Below are 18,201 nucleotides of genomic sequence, written 5' to 3' on the forward strand. Positions count from 1 at the left end.
CTGCTTGCTTATTCCTCTAATGCACACTAGTTATACTGATTCCACCTGTTGTGCGTGCACTTCCTGATCTGCTTTAATTACCTTGTATGTGAATTGATAGCTTCCTGATCCCAGAGCAATTCGTACATCTGATCCCTGCGTTTGAATTTCGTGAATGTCCGCTACTTGGTCCACAGCTTTTCCGTTCTCCAGGACCGTCTGCACATCTGCTCCAGGAAGAAGGACCGTGCCTGTCGTATTGGCAGGAATGGTCACACGAACCTCCATCTCGTTATTATCGCGGCGATACCAGTTGGATGTGACAGAACCGTACATGGTCTCGAAACTCGCTTCGACCCACTCCAGTCCTGGTCCTGGTTTGGGCTCGATGTGTACGATGCGGAACCCGGGCTGTTGCTCATCTGTGTTAATTCCGGCAACATAACGATATAACCACTCCCCTATGGCACCGTAAGCATAATGGTTGAAGGAATTCATGTCTGCACTCCACAGACTGCCATCCTCCCTGATTCCGTCCCAATGCTCCCAAACCGTAGTTGCACCTTGTGTCACTTGATATAACCAGGATGGATAGTCTTCCTGAAAGAGCAGCGTATAGGCCAGATCATGATTTCCCGTATCACTCAATACCGGATTCAGATAAGGTGTTCCAACAAATCCGGTGGTTAAGTGGTTTCCAGCGTCCGCAACCAGTTTTCCCAACTGATCAATGGTACGTTTCCGAGCTGCAGAATCCAATAGGTCAAAATGCAAAGCAAGTACATGGGCAGTCTGAGTGGGAACTGCAAGTTTGCCCGCAGGTGTCACAAATTCATCTTGAAAGGCAGCAACAATGTTGTCATGCAGATTATCAAAATAAGTTACATCTTCCGCTTGCCCTAACACCTCAGCCGCCTTCCGTGTTAGAGAAACAGAATAGGCGTAGAATGCAGTTGCTACGAAATCCTTATCTGTAGCCCCAATATAGCTGTCCGGCTTGGAATCCAGCCCGAGCCAATCCCCGAAGTGGAAGCCAGTATTCCACAAGTAAGGATTCTCTCCTTGAGCATGAATGTAATTAATCCAGCGCTTCATGCTGTCATATTGCTCGGCCAACAGCCTGACATCACCGTACATCTCGTAGATCGTCCATGGACAGATCACCGCGGCATCCCCCCAGGCAGCGGAAGAATGATTCGTATCCCCCCATCCGTCTGACGTGGAACTTCTCAAATCAGGAACGTAGAAAGGAATGCCTCCATCCTCCCCCTGATCCGCCTGCAGATCCCTCAGCCATTTGGTGAAAAAAGGCGCCGTATTCATCAGGTATGAGGATGTTCGTATAAACATCTGCGCGTCTCCCGTCCAGCCCAGCCGCTCATCACGCTGCGGACAATCTGTCGGTACGTCAACGAAATTCCCTTTTTGCCCCCACAATATATTGTGATGAAGCTGATTCACGAGTGGACTGGAGCTTTTGAAATCACCGGTTCGCTCCATATTGGAATGCATAACTACACCTGTGAAATCCTCGAGCCGAATCTCGTCTGGGAATCCAATCAACTTCACATAACGGAATCCCTGAAATGTGAAACGTGGCTCGTACGTCTCCACTCCACCGCCTTTTAGGGTATAACGAATGCACTGCGTTGCACCACGCAGGTTGTCAGTGTAGAAATTACCCTGATGATCCAATATCTCGGCATGTAGCAACTCAACCGTATGCCCCGTTTCACCCTGAATTCTGAATCTCACCCAACCGACCATATTCTGTCCCATATCCAGCACACGTTCTCCCAGTGGAGTTGTAAGCAAGGCGATAGGTTTAATTTGCTCTATTGGCGTTACGGGAACGTTCTCTTGTGCAATAATAATCTCCTTCGAGTAATCCAGCACACGTACTGGCGACCATTGGACTGAGGATGAATCCTGCCAATCAGATTCCATACGTGCATCATACGTTTCACCCATATAAATGTCCGAGCTGCGAATGGCGCTGGGGGAACTCTTCCAGTTTCGATTCGAAATAATATGTTCTTCTGAACCATCGGTATAATGAATATGAAGTTCCAGCAGCAAGCCTGCGTTCGTACCGTATATCTCCTGCTTTTTCTCCCATCCCAAATGTCCTTTGTACCAGCCATCTCCCAGATAAGCACCGAGTATATTCTGTCCATTCTGAAGCTGATCGGTAACATCATAAACCTGATATTGCAACCGCTTACTATAACTGGTCCAGCCCGGGGTGAAGTACGCTTCGCCCACTCGCTGATTATTCAGATGAAGTTCGTACAATCCAAGTGCAGTCACATATATTCTTGCCGAAGCTACAGGCTTTTTCAATTCAAACGAGGTACGCAGTCGTGGGCAAGACTCATCCTGCTGAGAGGAAGGATCGACTGTGATCCACTCCGCCTGCCAGGCATCTTCACTACCCATGAATCCCGTCTCGAAATACGCTGTCTCCGACCAGTCTGATTCATCTCCTGCACGTTCCCAGGCACGAATGCGATAATAGTAGCGGGTTCGTGCTTCGGGCACCCAGTGCTCCAGTTCAACATGAATGGACTGATCAGAGCTTTTTTTGCCGGAATCCCACTCCATCTGAGCAAAATCTTCCGTCCGTGACAACTGAATTTGATAATCTGACTGTACACAATTTCTGTGATCGGATTGCAAATGCCAGCTTAATCTGGGTGACGTGATATCTAGTCCAATCGGATTTACTCTATACTCACAACGCAGATGACTTATGGTCAACATCAGAGAAACATCCCTTTCCATCGTGGTTTCCAATTCAAGGTTACGATATAATTATATCGATTCTGTGATCGGAAATACCCGGTAATGAGGACAGTTTAACCCGGTAATCTGGTCATTCCAACTAAGGAGGCTATTCCGTGAATCCAACCATTCAGCTGTTCAAGAGTGAATCCTTTTTCCAGAATAATCTGAAGCTGTTCGTGAACCGATGTTCCGAGGATTTTATGGTTCCCTTTCACGCACACGAGTTTGTTGAGTATAGTTATGTGGCAGAAGGAAAGGGCTTTCATCACATTGGTGACGATATTATTCCGGTACACAAAGGGATGTTATTTGTCATTCCAGTCGGCGTTCCTCATGTATTCCGCCCAGCTACTGCGAATGTATCAGAGCATCCACTCATTATCTATAACTGTCTGTTCAATTCCGAACTGATCCACACCCTGTCCATTATTATTCAGGAGCAGGAGATTCGAAACCATCTGACAGACCTGGAAAAGAATCGGGTTCCTTATGTATCCATCACAGATTACAGCCAACGGATGGAAGAATTAATGGTAAAACTGTACCGCGAATCTGCCGTTCCGGGAATCGGCTCTTCCACGATCCTGTATACGCTTGTTAGCCAACTCGTCGTGACGACTTACAGACAGATCCATCAAGCTACCTGCAAAGAGAAGGAAAATGCGACTGATATGGAACATATCCTTCATTACCTGGACCAACATGTTAACGAACGAATCCGTCTAAGCGAACTGGTGAGTATTTCTGGTTGGAGCGAAAGACATATTGGGCGCATGTTCGTGACCCATACCGGGCGGACATTTGGTGCTTATCTACAACATTTGCGCATACAAAAAAGCTGTGAATTGCTGAAGAATTCACAACATAAAGTCAGTTTAATTGCTGAACTTGTAGGTTACCGGGATGTAGATTCATTTTACGCTGTCTTTAAACGAATTACGGGAGAAACCCCGCAGAGCTATCGCAGGAACTTCAGAACTGAACCATTGAATTAAGTGTTCCTGCCTTCCGTTCCTTTTCCAGGAATCATCTCTGTAGCGAATCAAGCTTGCTATCTGCATGTTCTGTTTCAAGCAGACGATCTACATAAGCCTTTGCACCTTTCCAAGAGGTCATTAACGGAAACTGATGCTGCTCCCGTTCGTTTATATTCCAAGGATGAGGGATACAGATGACTTTTTTTCCGTCATTCATCGCGGGTATCAGATTATGTGCTCCATCATCAATTAACAGATCGAAGTTAATCAAGTTTTTCCGTTTACAGGTTATAAACTGTTCTGGAGATATGTATGGCATGTGCTTCTGAAGCCAATCCCACTTCCCCACAACCGTTTTGGGCTCAACCGCCGTTAGGATTAGCAGATCATAGGCTTGATGGAGCTTTTCCACCTCTTCTACTACATATTCATCGTAAATCTCCAGTTCCTCAAACAGCCCTGGCCGACCGTAAAATACATCATGTGTACATTCCGGATGGCGCATATGGGATGTGTCCCAATGTATCATATCCTCATATCGCAGCGGATGGGTTGGGAAGTTGATGTTGTTATGATAGATGGCTCGCTTGACCAGATGACATATGGTGTCATCCATATCTACAGCAATAATAGGTTTCTTCATCTTTATCCCCTCCAATAGGATCACAGTATATCATCATCGTTGTAACAGCGCTATCCTTTTTGAGCTCAAAATAAAAAGCGGCCCCTGCGCCGCAATAACTGCTGCGCAAGGACTGCCCCCGAAATCAACCCAAATCTTCGCCATTCGTAGCGATGACGTTCTGATACCAACCAAAGCTCTTTTTCTTATAGCGATTCAATGTGCCTTGTCCGTTGTCGTCCTGATCGACGTAGATTACGCCATAACGCTTGGACATTTCCGAAGTGGACGCACTGATGATATCAATCGCACCCCAGTTGGTATAACCCATAAGGTCTACCCCATCCATGACTGCTTCTTTCATTTGTGTAATATGTTTTCTCAGATAATCTATCCGATAATCATCATTAATGGAACCATCGGCCTCTACGGTATCCTTGGCCCCAAGTCCGTTTTCCACGACAAACAATGGCAATTGATAACGATCATACAGCTCTTTTAGCGCCACACGAAGTCCGATCGGATCAAGCTGCCAGCCCCATTCTGTACGCTCCAGGTTCGGGTTCTTAATCGTGCTGTACAGGTTGCCTCCAGTTACCCCATATTCCTCCGGATTCACTGCGGATACCAGCGATGTGTAATAGCTGAACGAGATGAAATCAACCGTATGCTCTTTCATGATCGCTTCGTCTCCTGCTTCCATCGCAATGGAAATGTCATGTTCAGCCCAATAACGAGCCATAAAGGTTGGATAACTTCCTCGCACTTGTACATCAGTATGCAGCAGGTTCAGCTGATTATCGATCTGAGCTTGCAATACATCCTCCGGCTTCGACGTGGCCGGGTAGTGAATCATGCGCGCAAGCATACAGCCAATCTGGAAGTCCGGGTTAATCTGACGCGCCTTCTGCGTTACCAGACTGCTGGCAACAAACTGATGGTGAAGTGCTTGATAGGAAGCTTGCATCACATTATCGACACGATCTTCAATGATGCCTCCACCCGTGAATGGCTCAATAATGGTTGTGTTGATCTCATTAAACGTCAGCCAGTATTTCACCTTGTCTTTGTAGCGATTCATTACGGTCTCGGCGTATTTTACAAAATGTCCGATAACTTCCCGACCTGCCCAGCCGTTGTACTTCAATACCAATGACATCGGCATTTCATAGTGAGAGAGCGTCACGAGAGGTTCGATATTGTGTTTACGCAATTCGTCGAATACTTCATCATAGAAACGCAATCCTTCTTCATTCGGCTCTGCGTCGTACCCGTTCGGGAAAATACGCGGCCAGTTGATGGAAAGACGGAATGTCTTGAAGCCCAGCTCGGCGAATAACGCAATGTCCTCTTTGAAGCGGTGATAGAAATCAATACCGTAACGCTTCGGGTATCCCTTCGCACTGTGGTGAGCCATCGCTTTCTCAACCGTTGCACTGGTCACGTGCATCAGTTCTCTAAGGTTGGTGTAATCCTTTTTCTCAAAATAAGGAACCATATCCGCTGTGGACCAACCTTTGCCCCCTGCATCAAATCCACCTTCAGCCTGGTTGGCAGCAATTGCGCCGCCCCACAAAAAACCTTCTGGAAACCCTTGTCGATTGATCATGCGTATCTCTCCTCTTCTTATTGATGTCGTCTATTTCTTCTTAAGTTCGTCTTTAGACTTTAAATTTCAGCTTTCAATACTTCTTCACCGATTGTAATTGCACCCAATTTCACAGGCAGAACCTGCTTGTAATCTGCTGTATTCGTAACGACCATCGCCGTTGTAATGTCATATTCCTTGGAGATTTGATCAAGTTCAAACGTGAGTAACTTATCTCCGGCCTGTACACGTGCTCCCGTAGCGACATGGGCCTCAAAATACTGACCGCGCAGTTTCACAGTGTTGATCCCCACATGGATCAGAAGCTCCATTCCGTTATCACTGCGGACCACGATCGCATGTTTCGTTTTGAACACATTCATGATGGTACCTGTAACTGGTGACACCAGTTCGCCAACCGTTGGAACAAATGCCACACCTTTACCCATCAATTCATCGCCAAACGTTGGATCATTAACTTCTTTGAGTGCAATCGCTTTACCCGTCATCGGTGCGATGGCTACCGCATCACTTGTTGGTGTTGGAGCCCCCATATCGTCCACGTTCACAGTTGCAGCATTGTTGGAAGGTGCTGCCGCTGGTGTCGTAGAAGCGCCTGGTGAGAATTGAGCCAATGCCTCGGCATCGCCCTCTTCTTCCTTGATCCCGAACACAGTTGACATAATTGCACCCACGACAAAGGCAAGAATCATACCGCCAAAGGAGTACCAGAAGGTTTGTCCGATCAGGGATGGCAGACCCGGGAGACCACCGTTACCTGCAAGCACATAAGCTTTGGCTCCAAAAGCAAGAGCGAATCCGCCACCCACTGCACTACCAATCATCGCAGCGGCAAACGGTTTTTTATATTTCATGTTTACGCCGTACATGGCTGGCTCGGTTACACCCATCAGAGCTGTGAAGCTGGTGGACAATGCAACGGTTTTAAGCTTTTTGTCTTTTGCACGGAAGAATACGCCTAACGTCGCTCCTGCCTGTCCCATATTGGAGATGAACGTCAGTGGCAAGAATTTATCGAAGCCTAATGTAGCAATATTGCTCAGGATGATCGGTACGAGCGCATAGTGCATACCTGTCATAATAATGAGCGCCATCGCGCCGCCCAGAACAATCCCTGCAATTAATCCGCCTTCGTTCAGCAGCCAGTTAATACCACCGGACAAGCCGCTACCTACAAATGTTCCCAGTGGACCGATCGCAATCAGTGTTACCGGAACCATAACAAGCAAGGTAATCAGTGGCACAAGCAGCAACTTCAATGCTGCTGGAATAACGCGGTCAACCCATTTCTCAACATAAGACATCAGCCATACGGCAAGCAAAATCGGAATAACCGATGAGGCATAGCTGACAGCCGTTACCGGAATACCAATAAACGCAACCGATTCACCGCTGGATAGCAATGCGCCCATATCGGGATACATCAGCGCAGTACTTAGCGCAATGGCTACAAACGGATTACTGCCGAATTTACGAGCGGCACTAACTGCGATTAGCAGCGGAAGGAAGTAAAATACGCCATCCCCAATGGCGGAAAGGATACGGTACGTGTCAGTGCCTGCTGACATCCACTCCAGGGATACGAATAATGCAAGCAATCCCTTGAGCATACCCGCAGCTGTAATCGCTGGAAGCATTGGTGCAAAGACACCCGCAATCGTCTCAAAAATATTAAGAATTACATTTTTACTTTTTTCCGGTTTAGGCTGTTTATTTTCTGTACTTTGCTGTATTGCCGGATGTTCCTTCACCATAGCATCAAATACTTTGGACACGTCATTCCCGATAATCACCTGGAATTGATCTCCTGAGATATTTGTTCCCATGACTTTATCCAGTTTCTTAAGTGAATTATTATCCACTTTATCGTTATTTTTCAGATCAAATCTCAGTCGTGTGACGCAATGATACACTGAGTTGATATTGTTTGTTCCCCCAACGGCTTTGATGATTTCCTGTGCCATTTCCTGATGTTTCATGATCATGTCCTCCTCATTTTTCCAATAAAAAATACCCGAACAAATAGCCACGTCTTCTACGTGTCATTCATTCGGGTATTGCCTGATTGAACAGTAACAAGCCCATTAGATATTTAGTTAGGTTTTGGTTCATGTGCTGATATTTCATTGGTCACGCTTCGGTTTCATTAACCGCTCCAGATGAAGGGTCAGATACAACTGTTCCGAATGCGTCATATCATACTGATAGTTCTTATGGATAAAAGTCTCAATTTTGCCGATACATTTGAAGGTTTCGGGATAGTTTTTCCGTACAACCTCGTATAAATACTCCTCCGCATCGTCATGTGACGAGTGGGTAATTACCCGTTGGCAGAAATACTTCAAATGAGTAATGAAACGGAAATAGTTGACGCTATCTTCATCCAATTCGACATTGAAGTGATATTTGATAATGTTCATGATCTCTTGAAGCAGCTGCATCAAATGAGTAACATCGTTCATGGAATCATTGACTTCCGCATTGATGAAATGCAGCGCTATGTTGCATATTTCATCCTTCGGAAACTCCACATCCAGTCTTTCCTTCAGCAGGGTGAGCGCTTCCCGGGCCACGTCGAACTCGGCCTTGTAGAAATGCTGCACTTCCCAGGAGAGCGGATTGCGTGTAATCATTCCCTTTTCCAGGCGCTGGACAGCAAAATGAATGTGATCCGACAGTGAGACATAAATCCCGTCACTGATGGTTTTGTTCAATTGCGTACGTGCCAGTGTCACTATATCATCTGTCGCCTGCAGAATTTCAATCGGCACTTCCGTGACGATGGACTTGAACTTCTCATAGATCGATGCATCCTGAAGCCGGAATACTTTCTCAATCCGTTCTTCATCAATCTCATCGCCCGCCTTGAACTTAAATCCGATACCCCGGCCGAGGATCAGCAGTTCCTGATTTTTGTCATCCACGGTACTGACAATATTGTTATTAAATATCTGTTTAATAATCATTATGGACCCACCTGTTTTTTCTGAGGATTAAAAAAGGGCAAAACCAAAATAGAAATAATAAAATCATTTCCATAGTGGTTTTGCCCGCATTACCGGTAACAAGCCTCGGATCTAATTTATCATAACCTGAAAACGGTGTCAACCCAAAATGCTACGACTGTTATTTTACTTTGTCTTGCTTTCAAGAAATATTTCCCTACAGTTCCACGGGTGAGGGGTATGCAGTCTTAATATGTACATGTTGATACAGAAACAAACTGGAGAAGTCTTCTACTCAACGTGGGAATGTTTTCTTTTCACGGTAACTCATCTGACTTGAGCACAAATAGGAGCCCTTCTTCCGAAGGGCTCACTGTTACTCATATCGCTAATTATTGTTGGAACGTCACATTAATCTGTACAATCTCCGAACGACTGCTAGTGCGAATCGGAGGTCCCCAGAAGCCAAATCCAGAGGTTACGATGGAGTGCATGGAGCCCTTTTGCAGATAACCCCAATCATTCTCGTAGATGGCCTGTGTAATAAACTGAGCGGGTGCGATCTGACCACGATGGGTATGACCAGACACAACCAAATCTACATGGTTTTGCTCCGCAATATCCAAATCATAAGGCTGGTGATCCATCATGAGCACAGGCTTACTCAAGTCGGTATCCTGCATCAATGTCTCTACTTCTGAACGATCCTTCTCTGTCCGGTCTTTGCGTCCAATTAGGGTGATCTTGTCATCCAATGTAATTTTATCATCATACAGAACTTGCATATTACTCTTCTCCAGAGCAGCAATCAAATCCTCAATCGGACCATTATACTTGTCGTGATTGCCCAGTGAGGCGTACACCCCGTAAGGAGCTTGAATGTCGCTAATAATATCCGCAATCCCACTCTTGAGATACATATCCAGGTTATCATCGATAATATCACCAGGATACAGCACCAAATCCGGCTTCAGTGCGTTAATTTCTTCCACCATGCGTTTAGCGTGAGCAGGGCCGGACAGCAGGCCAAAGTGCATATCCGCAGCCATCACAATGTTGAGGCTGTCGACACCTTCCACTTTTTTATCAATCTGAATGCTGTATTGTCTTACGACTGGACTATAGGCGTTATAGATACCGTAGCCCAACGTGGACAGCAAGAGCACGAGAGTGACCACCCCTGCCCATTTATGAGCGTAATGTCTTGGAATACGGGTTAGTCTAAGCAACCATAGCGTTAGATGAACCACGGGCAGAATTAATAACAGCAGAGAAAAGATTGCAAGCCAGTATGAACCAATAACACTCAGGAAGGAAATACTTCCAAACAACCTTGCCAGTATGAAAGAAATTGAAAGGAATACGAGCGCAACGATGTAAAACCAACGAAATCTCGCAGATACAACCGGCTTCATCCAGCTCCATCCGCTCCGTCCTATGTAAAACACTAATAAACCGTACACTACCAAAAACAAGATGCCTGCAAGTACGAACATGCTTCCGTTAACCTCCACGTCAATAAGTTGATTGCTGAATTTTCTCCAACCAAATTCCAGTCCATCTGCACAAGTATAACGTAGTTAAAGGGGTGAGGACATCTGTTTCCATTCCTCAGATGCGTACAATTTATTACAATTTGGAATACTTAAATTTCAATCATATATTAGGCGATACATCGACCCATAGCCTGTCATCTGAATAAAAAAGCATTCCTGCGTCCGCTCATGACTAACTAACATCATGAACGAGCACAGGAATGCTGAATGATCTCGAATTACATATTACTCGTTGGTGTCCATCCATTGGAAGTGGAATGAACCTTCTTTGTCCACACGTTTGAATGTGTGAGCGCCAAAGTAGTCACGTTGTGCTTGCAACAGGTTCGCAGGCAAACGTTCAGTGCGGTAGCTGTCATAGTAAGACAACGCGCTTGAGAATCCAGGAACTGGAATTCCTTGAGTTACCGCAGCTGCCACGACTTCACGCCATGCACCTTGGTAGGATTCAACAATGTTTTGGAAGTATGGGTCCAGAAGCAGGTTTTTCAATTCTGCATCCTTGTCATATGCTTCTTTGATGTTTTGCAGGAACTGTGAACGGATGATACAGCCACCGCGGAAGATCATGGCGATGTTGCCGTATTTCAGATCCCAGCCATATTCGTCTGAAGCTGCACGCATTTGAGCAAAACCTTGTGCGTAAGATACGATTTTACTTGCAAACAGCGCTTTGCGCACATTTTCGATGAACGCTTTTTTGTCGCCAGAGAATGCTTCAGTTGCTGGTCCGTTCAAAATTTTGCTTGCTGCTACGCGTTCGTCTTTCATTGCAGACAGGAAACGGGAGAATACGGATTCCGTAATCATGGACAATGGTACGCCGAGATCCAGCGCGCTTTGGCTCGTCCATTTGCCTGTTCCTTTTTGTCCAGCTGCATCCAGAATGACATCAACCATTGGTTTGCCGGTTTCCGGATCGTATTTGGAAAAGATGTCTGCTGTGATTTCAATCAGGTAGCTATCCAGCTCGCCTTGGTTCCATTCCGAGAAAATTGCATGCAATTCTTCAACGGACACATTCAATACGGATTTGAGCAGGTGGTAAGCTTCACCAATCAACTGCATATCCCCGTATTCGATACCGTTGTGCACCATTTTCACATAGTGTCCGGCACCATCTGGTCCAATATAAGTGCTGCAAGCATCGTCGCCTACTTTAGCGGAAATGGCTGTCAGAATGGGTTCAACGAGCGCATACGCACTTTCTTGTCCGCCTGGCATGATTGCCGGGCCTTTCAGAGCGCCTTCTTCCCCACCGGATACACCTGCACCGATGAAGCGGAAGCCTTTGGCTTCCAGATCTTTGCTGCGGCGTTGGGTGTCAGGGAAGTATGCGTTACCTCCATCAATGATGATGTCGCCTTCGTCCAAGTGTGGCAGCAGTTGTTCAATGGTTGCGTCCGTTGCTTTACCCGCTTGAACCATGATCAGGATTTTGCGCGGAGATTCCAGGGAAGCTACGAACTCTTCAATCGTAAATGCGCCTGTCAGGTTTTTACCTTCGGCTTCTTTGAGAAGATCGTTCGTTTTCTCCGGGGAACGGTTAAATACCGATACCGAGAATCCTTTGCTTTCAATATTAAGGGCAAGGTTTTTACCCATTACTGCAAGTCCGATGACACCGATCTGTTGTTTACTCATTATGTCCTCCCAATACTCTTTATATATAGTAGGTTAAAATTCGAGATCAACAATCCGTTATTACTGAACTGTTTTTTTCCAGTCTGCTGCGAATTTCTCCATGCCTTGATCTGTCAGCGGGTGTTTGGAGATTTGTTCAATGACGGAGAATGGAACAGTAGCAATATGTGCTCCTGCCATTGCTACACGTGTAACGTGGTCCGGATGTCTTACAGAAGCCGCAATAATCTGTGCATCCAGGTTATGTGTACGGAACAGCTCAGCAACTTTGGCAACCAATTGCACACCATCTTCGGAGATGTCATCAAGACGTCCCAGGAACGGGGATACATATGTTGCACCAGCACGAGCAGCTAGCAGCGCCTGGTTCACTGTGAAGATCAACGTTACGTTGGTTTTCACACCTTTTTTAGTCAGGTATCGGCAAGCTTCAAGTCCTGCAAGTGTCATTGGCAGCTTGATTGTGATGTTTTTGTCGTTGTTATTGATTTTGATCAGTTCGTCTGCTTGAGCAATCATCTCTTCAGCTGTGATCGCATCTGGTGTTACTTCCGCAGATACGGATTCAACTTCAGGTACTTCACGCAAAATCTCTTCAATACGGTCTTCGAATTTCACGCCTTCTTTGGCTACCAGAGAAGGATTCGTTGTTACACCAGACAGGACGCCGATTTTGTATGCTTTTTTGATGTCTACCAAGTTTGCTGTATCGATGAAAAATTTCATATTCAATTACCTCCATGGGATGTGTTTTATTGTTTTTTTATGTTACAGATTTGCATTAACAGCCAAAGGAACTTCAATATCATCTTCAGCCTGCTGATCGGCAGGTTGGTCAAACCACCAGTGGTGCCCTTCTGCAGCGAGCATCTCATCCGACTCTGCTGGTCCATAACTTCCAGCCGGGTACAGATGAAGCGGGAGCAAATTCTCCTGGAATGCATCCAGAATAGGTTGTACCCAAGCCCAAGACAGTTCTACTTCATCCCAATGGGCAAAGAACGTTGGATCACCATGCAATGCGTCATGAATCAAGTTCTCATAAGCCTCGGCCAGATCCTCACGATCTGGTGACAGATCGATATGAACAGGTTTGAACTCCCCTTTGTTTTGCGGGTCGCTGGCATTCAGCTGCAGCGTCATGCTCTGGTCAGGACTCATCTCAATCACAAGCAGGTTCGGTTTGGAACCGTTAACCACGTTAGCCTGTCCAGATGGTTCCTTGAATTCGATGACGATGCGAGTTGATTTTTCCTTCATTCGTTTACCGGTACGGATATAGAAAGGTACTCCGCGCCAGAAGAAGTCATCAATCTGCAATTTGGCAGCAATAAAGGTATCATTCATCGTATTCTCGGCAACACCCGGTTCAGCTGCATAACCGCTAACGGATTTACCTTGAATGTTTCCTGCAGCATACTGTCCGCGAATGACACTTGCACACACGTTTTGCTTTTGCAGTGGCTGAATCGATTCCATAATGTGTTTTTTCTTCAAACCGACTTTTTCCGTGGTGCTGTTATATGGAAGCTGGATCGCCATCATCATAAGCAATTGCAGCATATGATTCTGGAACATGTCACGCACGGCGCCTACATGATCATAATAGGATGCCCGTTCTTCCACGCCAACAGTCTCATTAGCGGTGATCTGCACATTGGAGATATAACGGTTGTTCCACAAAGCCTTCATGATCGGATTGCTTTGATGCAAGGTTTCAAGACGCTGCACCATCGGTTTTCCCAAATAGTGGTCAATCCGATAAATTTCTTCTTCTGTGAACGCCTCGCTTAATTTGCGATTGAGATCACGAGCCGATTGTAGATCATGTCCAAATGGCTTTTCGATCACAAGGCGTTTCCAGCCCGCAGTTGATCCAAGTCCACTACCCTGAATGTTCTCTGCAATGGGTTCGAAGAATTCTGGACCAACCGAAAGGTAGAACAGACGATTGGATGGAATGCCAAGTTCAGCCTCTCTTTGTTCCACTAAATTTAACAGCTCTATATAATCTTCCTTATGGCTTATATTCAATACACTATAACGGAAAGCCTGCACAAATGATTTCACAACTTCAGGATCAGCAGGGCGTCTGGAAAATTCATTTAATGATTTTTCAACTTGTGCCTGAAAGAATTCATCAGACCATTCTCTGCGTCCTAAGCCAATCAGCGAGAAGGATTCCGGAAGTTTCTGCTCAATGTATAAATTATATAAGGCTGGATATATTTTTCTTTTGGCTAAATCGCCAGTCGCACCAAATAAAATAATGCTCGTTGGTTCCATCTCACTATTCTCCTTCCAAGTAACTCTGGTTTCTTTGCTGTAGTTACACTATAATACGTTTCATAGCCATACAAGTAATTAATATATTTCACAGGAGCTATAGACGATATCTATGACAACAAATTATGAATTATATAAGGTATTTTATTGGGCTGCCAAAACAGGAAGTTTGACCCAAGCCGCCAAAGCGCTATATATTACTCAACCAAGTGTCAGCCACGCCATCAAACAGCTGGAAGAAAGCTTTGGTCTCACGTTGTTTTACCGGAATTCCAAGGGAGTTGCGTTAACACAGGAAGGTGTGAGTTTGTATTCCTATATTGAACAATCCCAGATTCTGATCTCGCTGGCCGAGGAGAAAATGGCTGCATTGAAGAGTTTAGACAACGGAGAGCTAAGGATTGGTGGCAGTGATTCGCTGTTCAAGCATTACATGCTTTCCTATCTGGAAGAATTCCATGTGCTCTACCCTAACATCAAGCTGCATCTAAGTCATGGGACAACGCCGGAAGTCATCACGTTTTTGAAAGAAGGCAAAATTGATTTGGGTGTTGTACGGATGCCCATCGTTGATCCGCAACTTGAGGTCAGGGAAAGTATCCAGCTCAAAGACTGCTTTGTCGCGGGCGAACGTTATGCTCAACTGAAGGATAAAGTTATGACATTGGAAATGCTGCTGGAGCATCAACTGATTCTTTTCTCCAGAAACAGCCGGGTTCGAATGGCAATTACGGAGCTTTTTAACAGCTATGGCTACACGCTCAAACCTGAGATTGAGGTCGGCAGTGTGGATTTGTTAATCGAATTTGCACGTAGGGGATTGGGCATATCGTATGTCACCCGTGAATTTATTTCCAAAGAGCTGGAAGAAGGCTCTCTCTTCGAAATTCAGCTGGATGTAGCCCTGCCCCCTTCACATGTTGGCATCATGACAAAGCGTAATATGCCAATTTCACTGGCAGCCAACCGGTTTATGGATCTGATTTTCAAGGCGGATTAAGATTCGTCGGTCTACTGGTCTACAAAAAAAGTGCCTCGTCACCCCAAAAGGATGATGAAGCACTTTTTTTGCTATATTCATTTTTCTAAGTAGACAACCTACCAATTCTCATCTTAATTCAAGTTCTCTCAATCTGCTCTCAATTCTCTCAGGAATCATAGTAAACAGTTGCTGCCAAGGCATGAATAGACTCGGCTCAAGCAAAAACTCCTCAAACTCCATAGAGGGAACAAACGCCTTGGTCTGCAGAAAACTCCGCACGCTGGCGTCAATTTCTTCATTGGTCTGGAAATAACCTTTGAACATCTCGTTCACAAGCAGTCCGTCACAACCCGCATTGGCGCCTGCTGCACTATACAAATCCGGCAACAATTCAAACACCACAGGGATTGGAGAAAAAGCATGTTTGCCTGGCTGCGAGTATAGACACACATGGCGTCCAACCACATTAACTCGATCCTTCAACAATCCCCGAAGTACTCTCCCATGGAAGCTGGCTTCACAGTCCACGACTTCACCGTCATGGCCCACATATATCCACACATGCTCCATTTCGTACAAATGCCCAATTTCATAATCCCACCAAATCGAAAATTCAATCACATATTGGACCGCCTCAACCGGAAAATGAATCTCCCGTTGAAATGACGGTGAAGGTCCTGATTGATCCAGAATGGAAACGCCTACAAAATCCGGGTAAAAGGGTTCATTTCGATCAAACATCAATACAGGTGCATAGCTTATCGCGGTTTCCAGCATTTCCTGCTCAGTCATAGTCATGGATCGTCCCTCCACATTCTTTGAGTGCTACTACTGTAACAAGCCAATGTTATGCCTATCTTAACAGAGAATCCGGAATGTGTTAATTGGAACAAAATTCAAGCCCGTAACTGGAAAATTTTCCGGTCACGGGCCTAAAATCGGTCATTTGATAGGAGAACGAGATAACGTTATCCCTTTGAGTTTTTGGATGATTTAGTAGCTTTGATCGCCTGATCGGAAACAGAATCCACACATCCAATCGGCGGTCCCAAAATCGCGTCATTTTTGATGGATGCCACCGCCGTCCTGTACGCCTCCTCATCAATACAGTATGCACGATGGGCAACTTCAGGCGGTGTTGCAGCCAGGAAGTCAGCCCCCAGCACAATGTCCGGTGTAGGTTGATCAAAAATCGTCAACAAGTGCACATCATCGGTCTCCGCCACAAACCAGTGAAACCATCCTTGAGGGAATATCGAAACCTGACCTGGCTTCAAGTGATAACTTATCCGCTCCCGCTTGAACGGATCGTAGACAGAGGTGGTAATTTCCCCGTTGATCAGAACGACCATCTCGGTGACATTTGTATGCCAGTGTGGCTGCACAATAATTCCTTTGCTCATGTGTACATTGAAGAAACCATTTTTGATCGTAGGCAGCTGCGGTCCAAATAACTGGGTAATATAATTGCGCGAATCACGCTGATAATTCAACACCGCTGTCGAATCGGCCGCCAACTGAACATTCGGGGCTTGTAGAATCGGATTAGTCATACCGCTGTTTCCTCCTTGTAGGCGTACATCTCATTGTTGTACTGTATGCGCTAATTAGCGGAGATAATACCGAGGACACGGTTCCAATGCAATTTTTATCCGACCGTGTAACTTCATTTGTCAATTAGGTGAAGATCATCCACTCGTAAGTAGAACACAAAAACACCCTTTTCCTGTTAAAACAGGTCTGGGGCGTTAAGTGTTTTATCTATAGGCTTGGCTTATATTAAGCAAGGCCAGGGTATCTTCCCCCTGCGGCAAATCCTTTGGGAGATATCCGTTCAATCTCAGCCCATTCATCATTGGTGAAAGAAACGTGCAAGGCACCAAGATTCTCATGAACTCTCTCCAAACTGCGAGTACCAGGAATCGGAACGATATGTTCTCCCTTTTCGAGTAACCAGGCGAGTGCAAGCTGAGAAGCAGTGCATTCTTTTTGCATAGCCAGTTCTTGGATCAGGCGCACCACCTCCAGATTTTTCTCGAAATTCTCACCCTGGAAACGTGGATAATGACGACGATAATCGTCCTCTGGCAGATCGTCTATCGATCGGATCTGACCAGTTAAGAAGCCGCGCCCTAATGGACTATAGGGTACGAGCCCAATGTTCAACTCGCCGAGCAATGGCAATATCTCATCTTCGAGCTCACGACTCCACAATGAATACTCCGTTTGGAGTGCTGTGATGGGGTGAACGACATTCGCACGACGAATAGTCACTGCAGACGCTTCAGACAGACCTATATAACGGATCTTTCCCTGCTGTACCAGATCGGCAAGTGTTCCCACCGTTTCCTCAATGGGAGTATTGGGATCAGGGCGATGTTGATAATAGAGATCTATATAATCCATGCCCAGGTTGTACAGACTGGCATCTACTGATTTTTTGATATACGCCGGATCTCCCTTGGGCCCCTGGGTATGTGTTATACCGAACTTGGTCGCTACAATAGCATCGGCTCTTCGCCCTTTGAGCGCGCGCCCAAGCAATTTTTCGTTGCCTCCAAATCGCTGCTTTTCATATTCACCGTACAGATCAGCTGTATCGAACATCGTTACTCCCGCATCCAGTGCACCCTGGATTGTATGAACGGATTCTTGGTTGTCTGGCATCATCATCACGCCCAGCCCAAGCCCGGATATCTGCAATTTATCGCTTCCCAACGTTCTTGTCTTAATCATGTGGTTCCCTCTTTTCGTTAATAAATAGAAAGATATTGAACTTGTATTCATTCTATTTCACGAACAAAGACCCAACCA

General features: G+C 45.7%; 14 protein-coding genes. 2 read left to right on the forward strand and 12 right to left on the reverse strand.

All coding sequences use genetic code 11. The features are described from left to right. Positions 1 to 30: 30 nt before the first annotated feature. A complete protein-coding gene (locus BLV50_RS09920; protein ID WP_090807276.1) occupies positions 31 to 2,742 on the reverse strand; it encodes an alpha-L-rhamnosidase in 2,712 nt (903 codons plus the stop codon). Positions 2,743 to 2,879: 137 nt separating this feature from the next. On the opposite strand from BLV50_RS09920, the gene BLV50_RS09925 reads away from it, so the two are divergent. Beyond that, positions 2,880 to 3,761: an AraC family transcriptional regulator gene (locus BLV50_RS09925; RefSeq protein ID WP_079693973.1), complete on the forward strand. Its 882-nt coding sequence runs from the start codon at positions 2,880 to 2,882 to the stop codon at positions 3,759 to 3,761. Between the two features lie 31 nt (positions 3,762 to 3,792). Here BLV50_RS09925 and BLV50_RS09930 read toward each other — a convergent pair whose 3' ends face one another. From BLV50_RS09930 to zwf, 8 genes are all read right to left on the reverse strand, one after another. Then, entirely contained in the window at positions 3,793 to 4,386 is a 594-nt protein-coding gene (locus BLV50_RS09930; protein WP_090807278.1) for a 5' nucleotidase, NT5C type, read from the reverse strand. 124 nt (positions 4,387 to 4,510) lie between these two features. Beyond that, complete coding sequence (locus tag BLV50_RS09935; protein WP_079693974.1) at positions 4,511 to 5,974, reverse strand: glycoside hydrolase family 1 protein; 1,464 nt, start codon at positions 5,972 to 5,974, stop codon at positions 4,511 to 4,513. Between the two features lie 59 nt (positions 5,975 to 6,033). Further along, the gene (locus tag BLV50_RS09940) at positions 6,034 to 7,953 is read right to left on the reverse strand and encodes a beta-glucoside-specific PTS transporter subunit IIABC (protein ID WP_090807280.1); all 1,920 of its coding nucleotides are present in this window, start codon (positions 7,951 to 7,953) and stop codon (positions 6,034 to 6,036) included. A gap of 144 nt (positions 7,954 to 8,097) precedes the next feature. Next, positions 8,098 to 8,940: a BglG family transcription antiterminator LicT gene (licT, locus tag BLV50_RS09945; protein ID WP_062328359.1), complete on the reverse strand. Its 843-nt coding sequence runs from the start codon at positions 8,938 to 8,940 to the stop codon at positions 8,098 to 8,100. A 371-nt stretch (positions 8,941 to 9,311) separates the two neighbouring features. Then, entirely contained in the window at positions 9,312 to 10,415 is a 1,104-nt protein-coding gene (locus tag BLV50_RS09950) for a metallophosphoesterase (protein ID WP_090807282.1), read from the reverse strand. Positions 10,416 to 10,700: 285 nt separating this feature from the next. Beyond that, entirely contained in the window at positions 10,701 to 12,119 is a 1,419-nt protein-coding gene (gene gndA, locus BLV50_RS09955; RefSeq protein ID WP_064637026.1) for an NADP-dependent phosphogluconate dehydrogenase, read from the reverse strand. Positions 12,120 to 12,179: 60 nt separating this feature from the next. Then, positions 12,180 to 12,845, reverse strand: coding sequence for a fructose-6-phosphate aldolase (gene fsa / locus BLV50_RS09960; RefSeq protein WP_063563123.1), 666 nt, complete (start codon positions 12,843 to 12,845; stop codon positions 12,180 to 12,182). A 42-nt stretch (positions 12,846 to 12,887) separates the two neighbouring features. Then, positions 12,888 to 14,405 carry a glucose-6-phosphate dehydrogenase gene (gene zwf / locus BLV50_RS09965; protein ID WP_090807285.1) on the reverse strand — a complete coding sequence of 506 codons (1,518 nt, stop codon included), beginning with the start codon at positions 14,403 to 14,405 and terminating at the stop codon, positions 12,888 to 12,890. A 112-nt stretch (positions 14,406 to 14,517) separates the two neighbouring features. Between zwf and BLV50_RS09970 the strand changes: the two genes are divergently transcribed. Then, positions 14,518 to 15,405 (forward strand): LysR family transcriptional regulator, encoded by an 888-nt coding sequence (locus BLV50_RS09970; protein ID WP_063563125.1) that lies wholly within the window; start codon positions 14,518 to 14,520, stop codon positions 15,403 to 15,405. A 108-nt stretch (positions 15,406 to 15,513) separates the two neighbouring features. Here BLV50_RS09970 and BLV50_RS09975 read toward each other — a convergent pair whose 3' ends face one another. The 3 genes from BLV50_RS09975 to BLV50_RS09985 all read right to left on the reverse strand — a co-directional run bounded on the left by BLV50_RS09975 (position 15,514) and on the right by BLV50_RS09985 (position 18,120). Then, positions 15,514 to 16,185 (reverse strand): hypothetical protein, encoded by a 672-nt coding sequence (locus tag BLV50_RS09975; RefSeq protein WP_090807287.1) that lies wholly within the window; start codon positions 16,183 to 16,185, stop codon positions 15,514 to 15,516. Positions 16,186 to 16,355: 170 nt separating this feature from the next. Beyond that, the gene (locus BLV50_RS09980) at positions 16,356 to 16,940 is read right to left on the reverse strand and encodes a cupin domain-containing protein (protein WP_090807289.1); all 585 of its coding nucleotides are present in this window, start codon (positions 16,938 to 16,940) and stop codon (positions 16,356 to 16,358) included. Between the two features lie 226 nt (positions 16,941 to 17,166). Continuing rightward, a complete protein-coding gene (locus tag BLV50_RS09985) occupies positions 17,167 to 18,120 on the reverse strand; it encodes an aldo/keto reductase (RefSeq protein WP_090807572.1) in 954 nt (317 codons plus the stop codon). Positions 18,121 to 18,201: the final 81 nt, after the last annotated feature.

The organism is Paenibacillus sp. 276b (genome assembly GCF_900107875.1).
GTDB classification, from domain to species: domain Bacteria; phylum Bacillota; class Bacilli; order Paenibacillales; family Paenibacillaceae; genus Paenibacillus; species Paenibacillus marchantiae.

Coding starts and splice junctions, on each gene's coding strand:
- BLV50_RS09920 (WP_090807276.1), bottom strand. CDS start 2,742: ATGTTGACCATAAGTCATCTGCGTTGTGAGTATAGAGTAAATCCGATT.
- BLV50_RS09930 (WP_090807278.1), bottom strand. CDS start 4,386: ATGAAGAAACCTATTATTGCTGTAGATATGGATGACACCATATGTCAT.
- BLV50_RS09935 (WP_079693974.1), bottom strand. CDS start 5,974: ATGATCAATCGACAAGGGTTTCCAGAAGGTTTTTTGTGGGGCGGCGCA.
- BLV50_RS09940 (WP_090807280.1), bottom strand. CDS start 7,953: ATGAAACATCAGGAAATGGCACAGGAAATCATCAAAGCCGTTGGGGGA.
- licT (WP_062328359.1), bottom strand. CDS start 8,940: ATGATTATTAAACAGATATTTAATAACAATATTGTCAGTACCGTGGAT.
- BLV50_RS09950 (WP_090807282.1), bottom strand. CDS start 10,415: ATGTTCGTACTTGCAGGCATCTTGTTTTTGGTAGTGTACGGTTTATTA.
- gndA (WP_064637026.1), bottom strand. CDS start 12,119: ATGAGTAAACAACAGATCGGTGTCATCGGACTTGCAGTAATGGGTAAA.
- fsa (WP_063563123.1), bottom strand. CDS start 12,845: ATGAAATTTTTCATCGATACAGCAAACTTGGTAGACATCAAAAAAGCA.
- zwf (WP_090807285.1), bottom strand. CDS start 14,405: ATGGAACCAACGAGCATTATTTTATTTGGTGCGACTGGCGATTTAGCC.
- BLV50_RS09970 (WP_063563125.1), top strand. CDS start 14,518: ATGACAACAAATTATGAATTATATAAGGTATTTTATTGGGCTGCCAAA.
- BLV50_RS09975 (WP_090807287.1), bottom strand. CDS start 16,185: ATGACTATGACTGAGCAGGAAATGCTGGAAACCGCGATAAGCTATGCA.
- BLV50_RS09980 (WP_090807289.1), bottom strand. CDS start 16,940: ATGACTAATCCGATTCTACAAGCCCCGAATGTTCAGTTGGCGGCCGAT.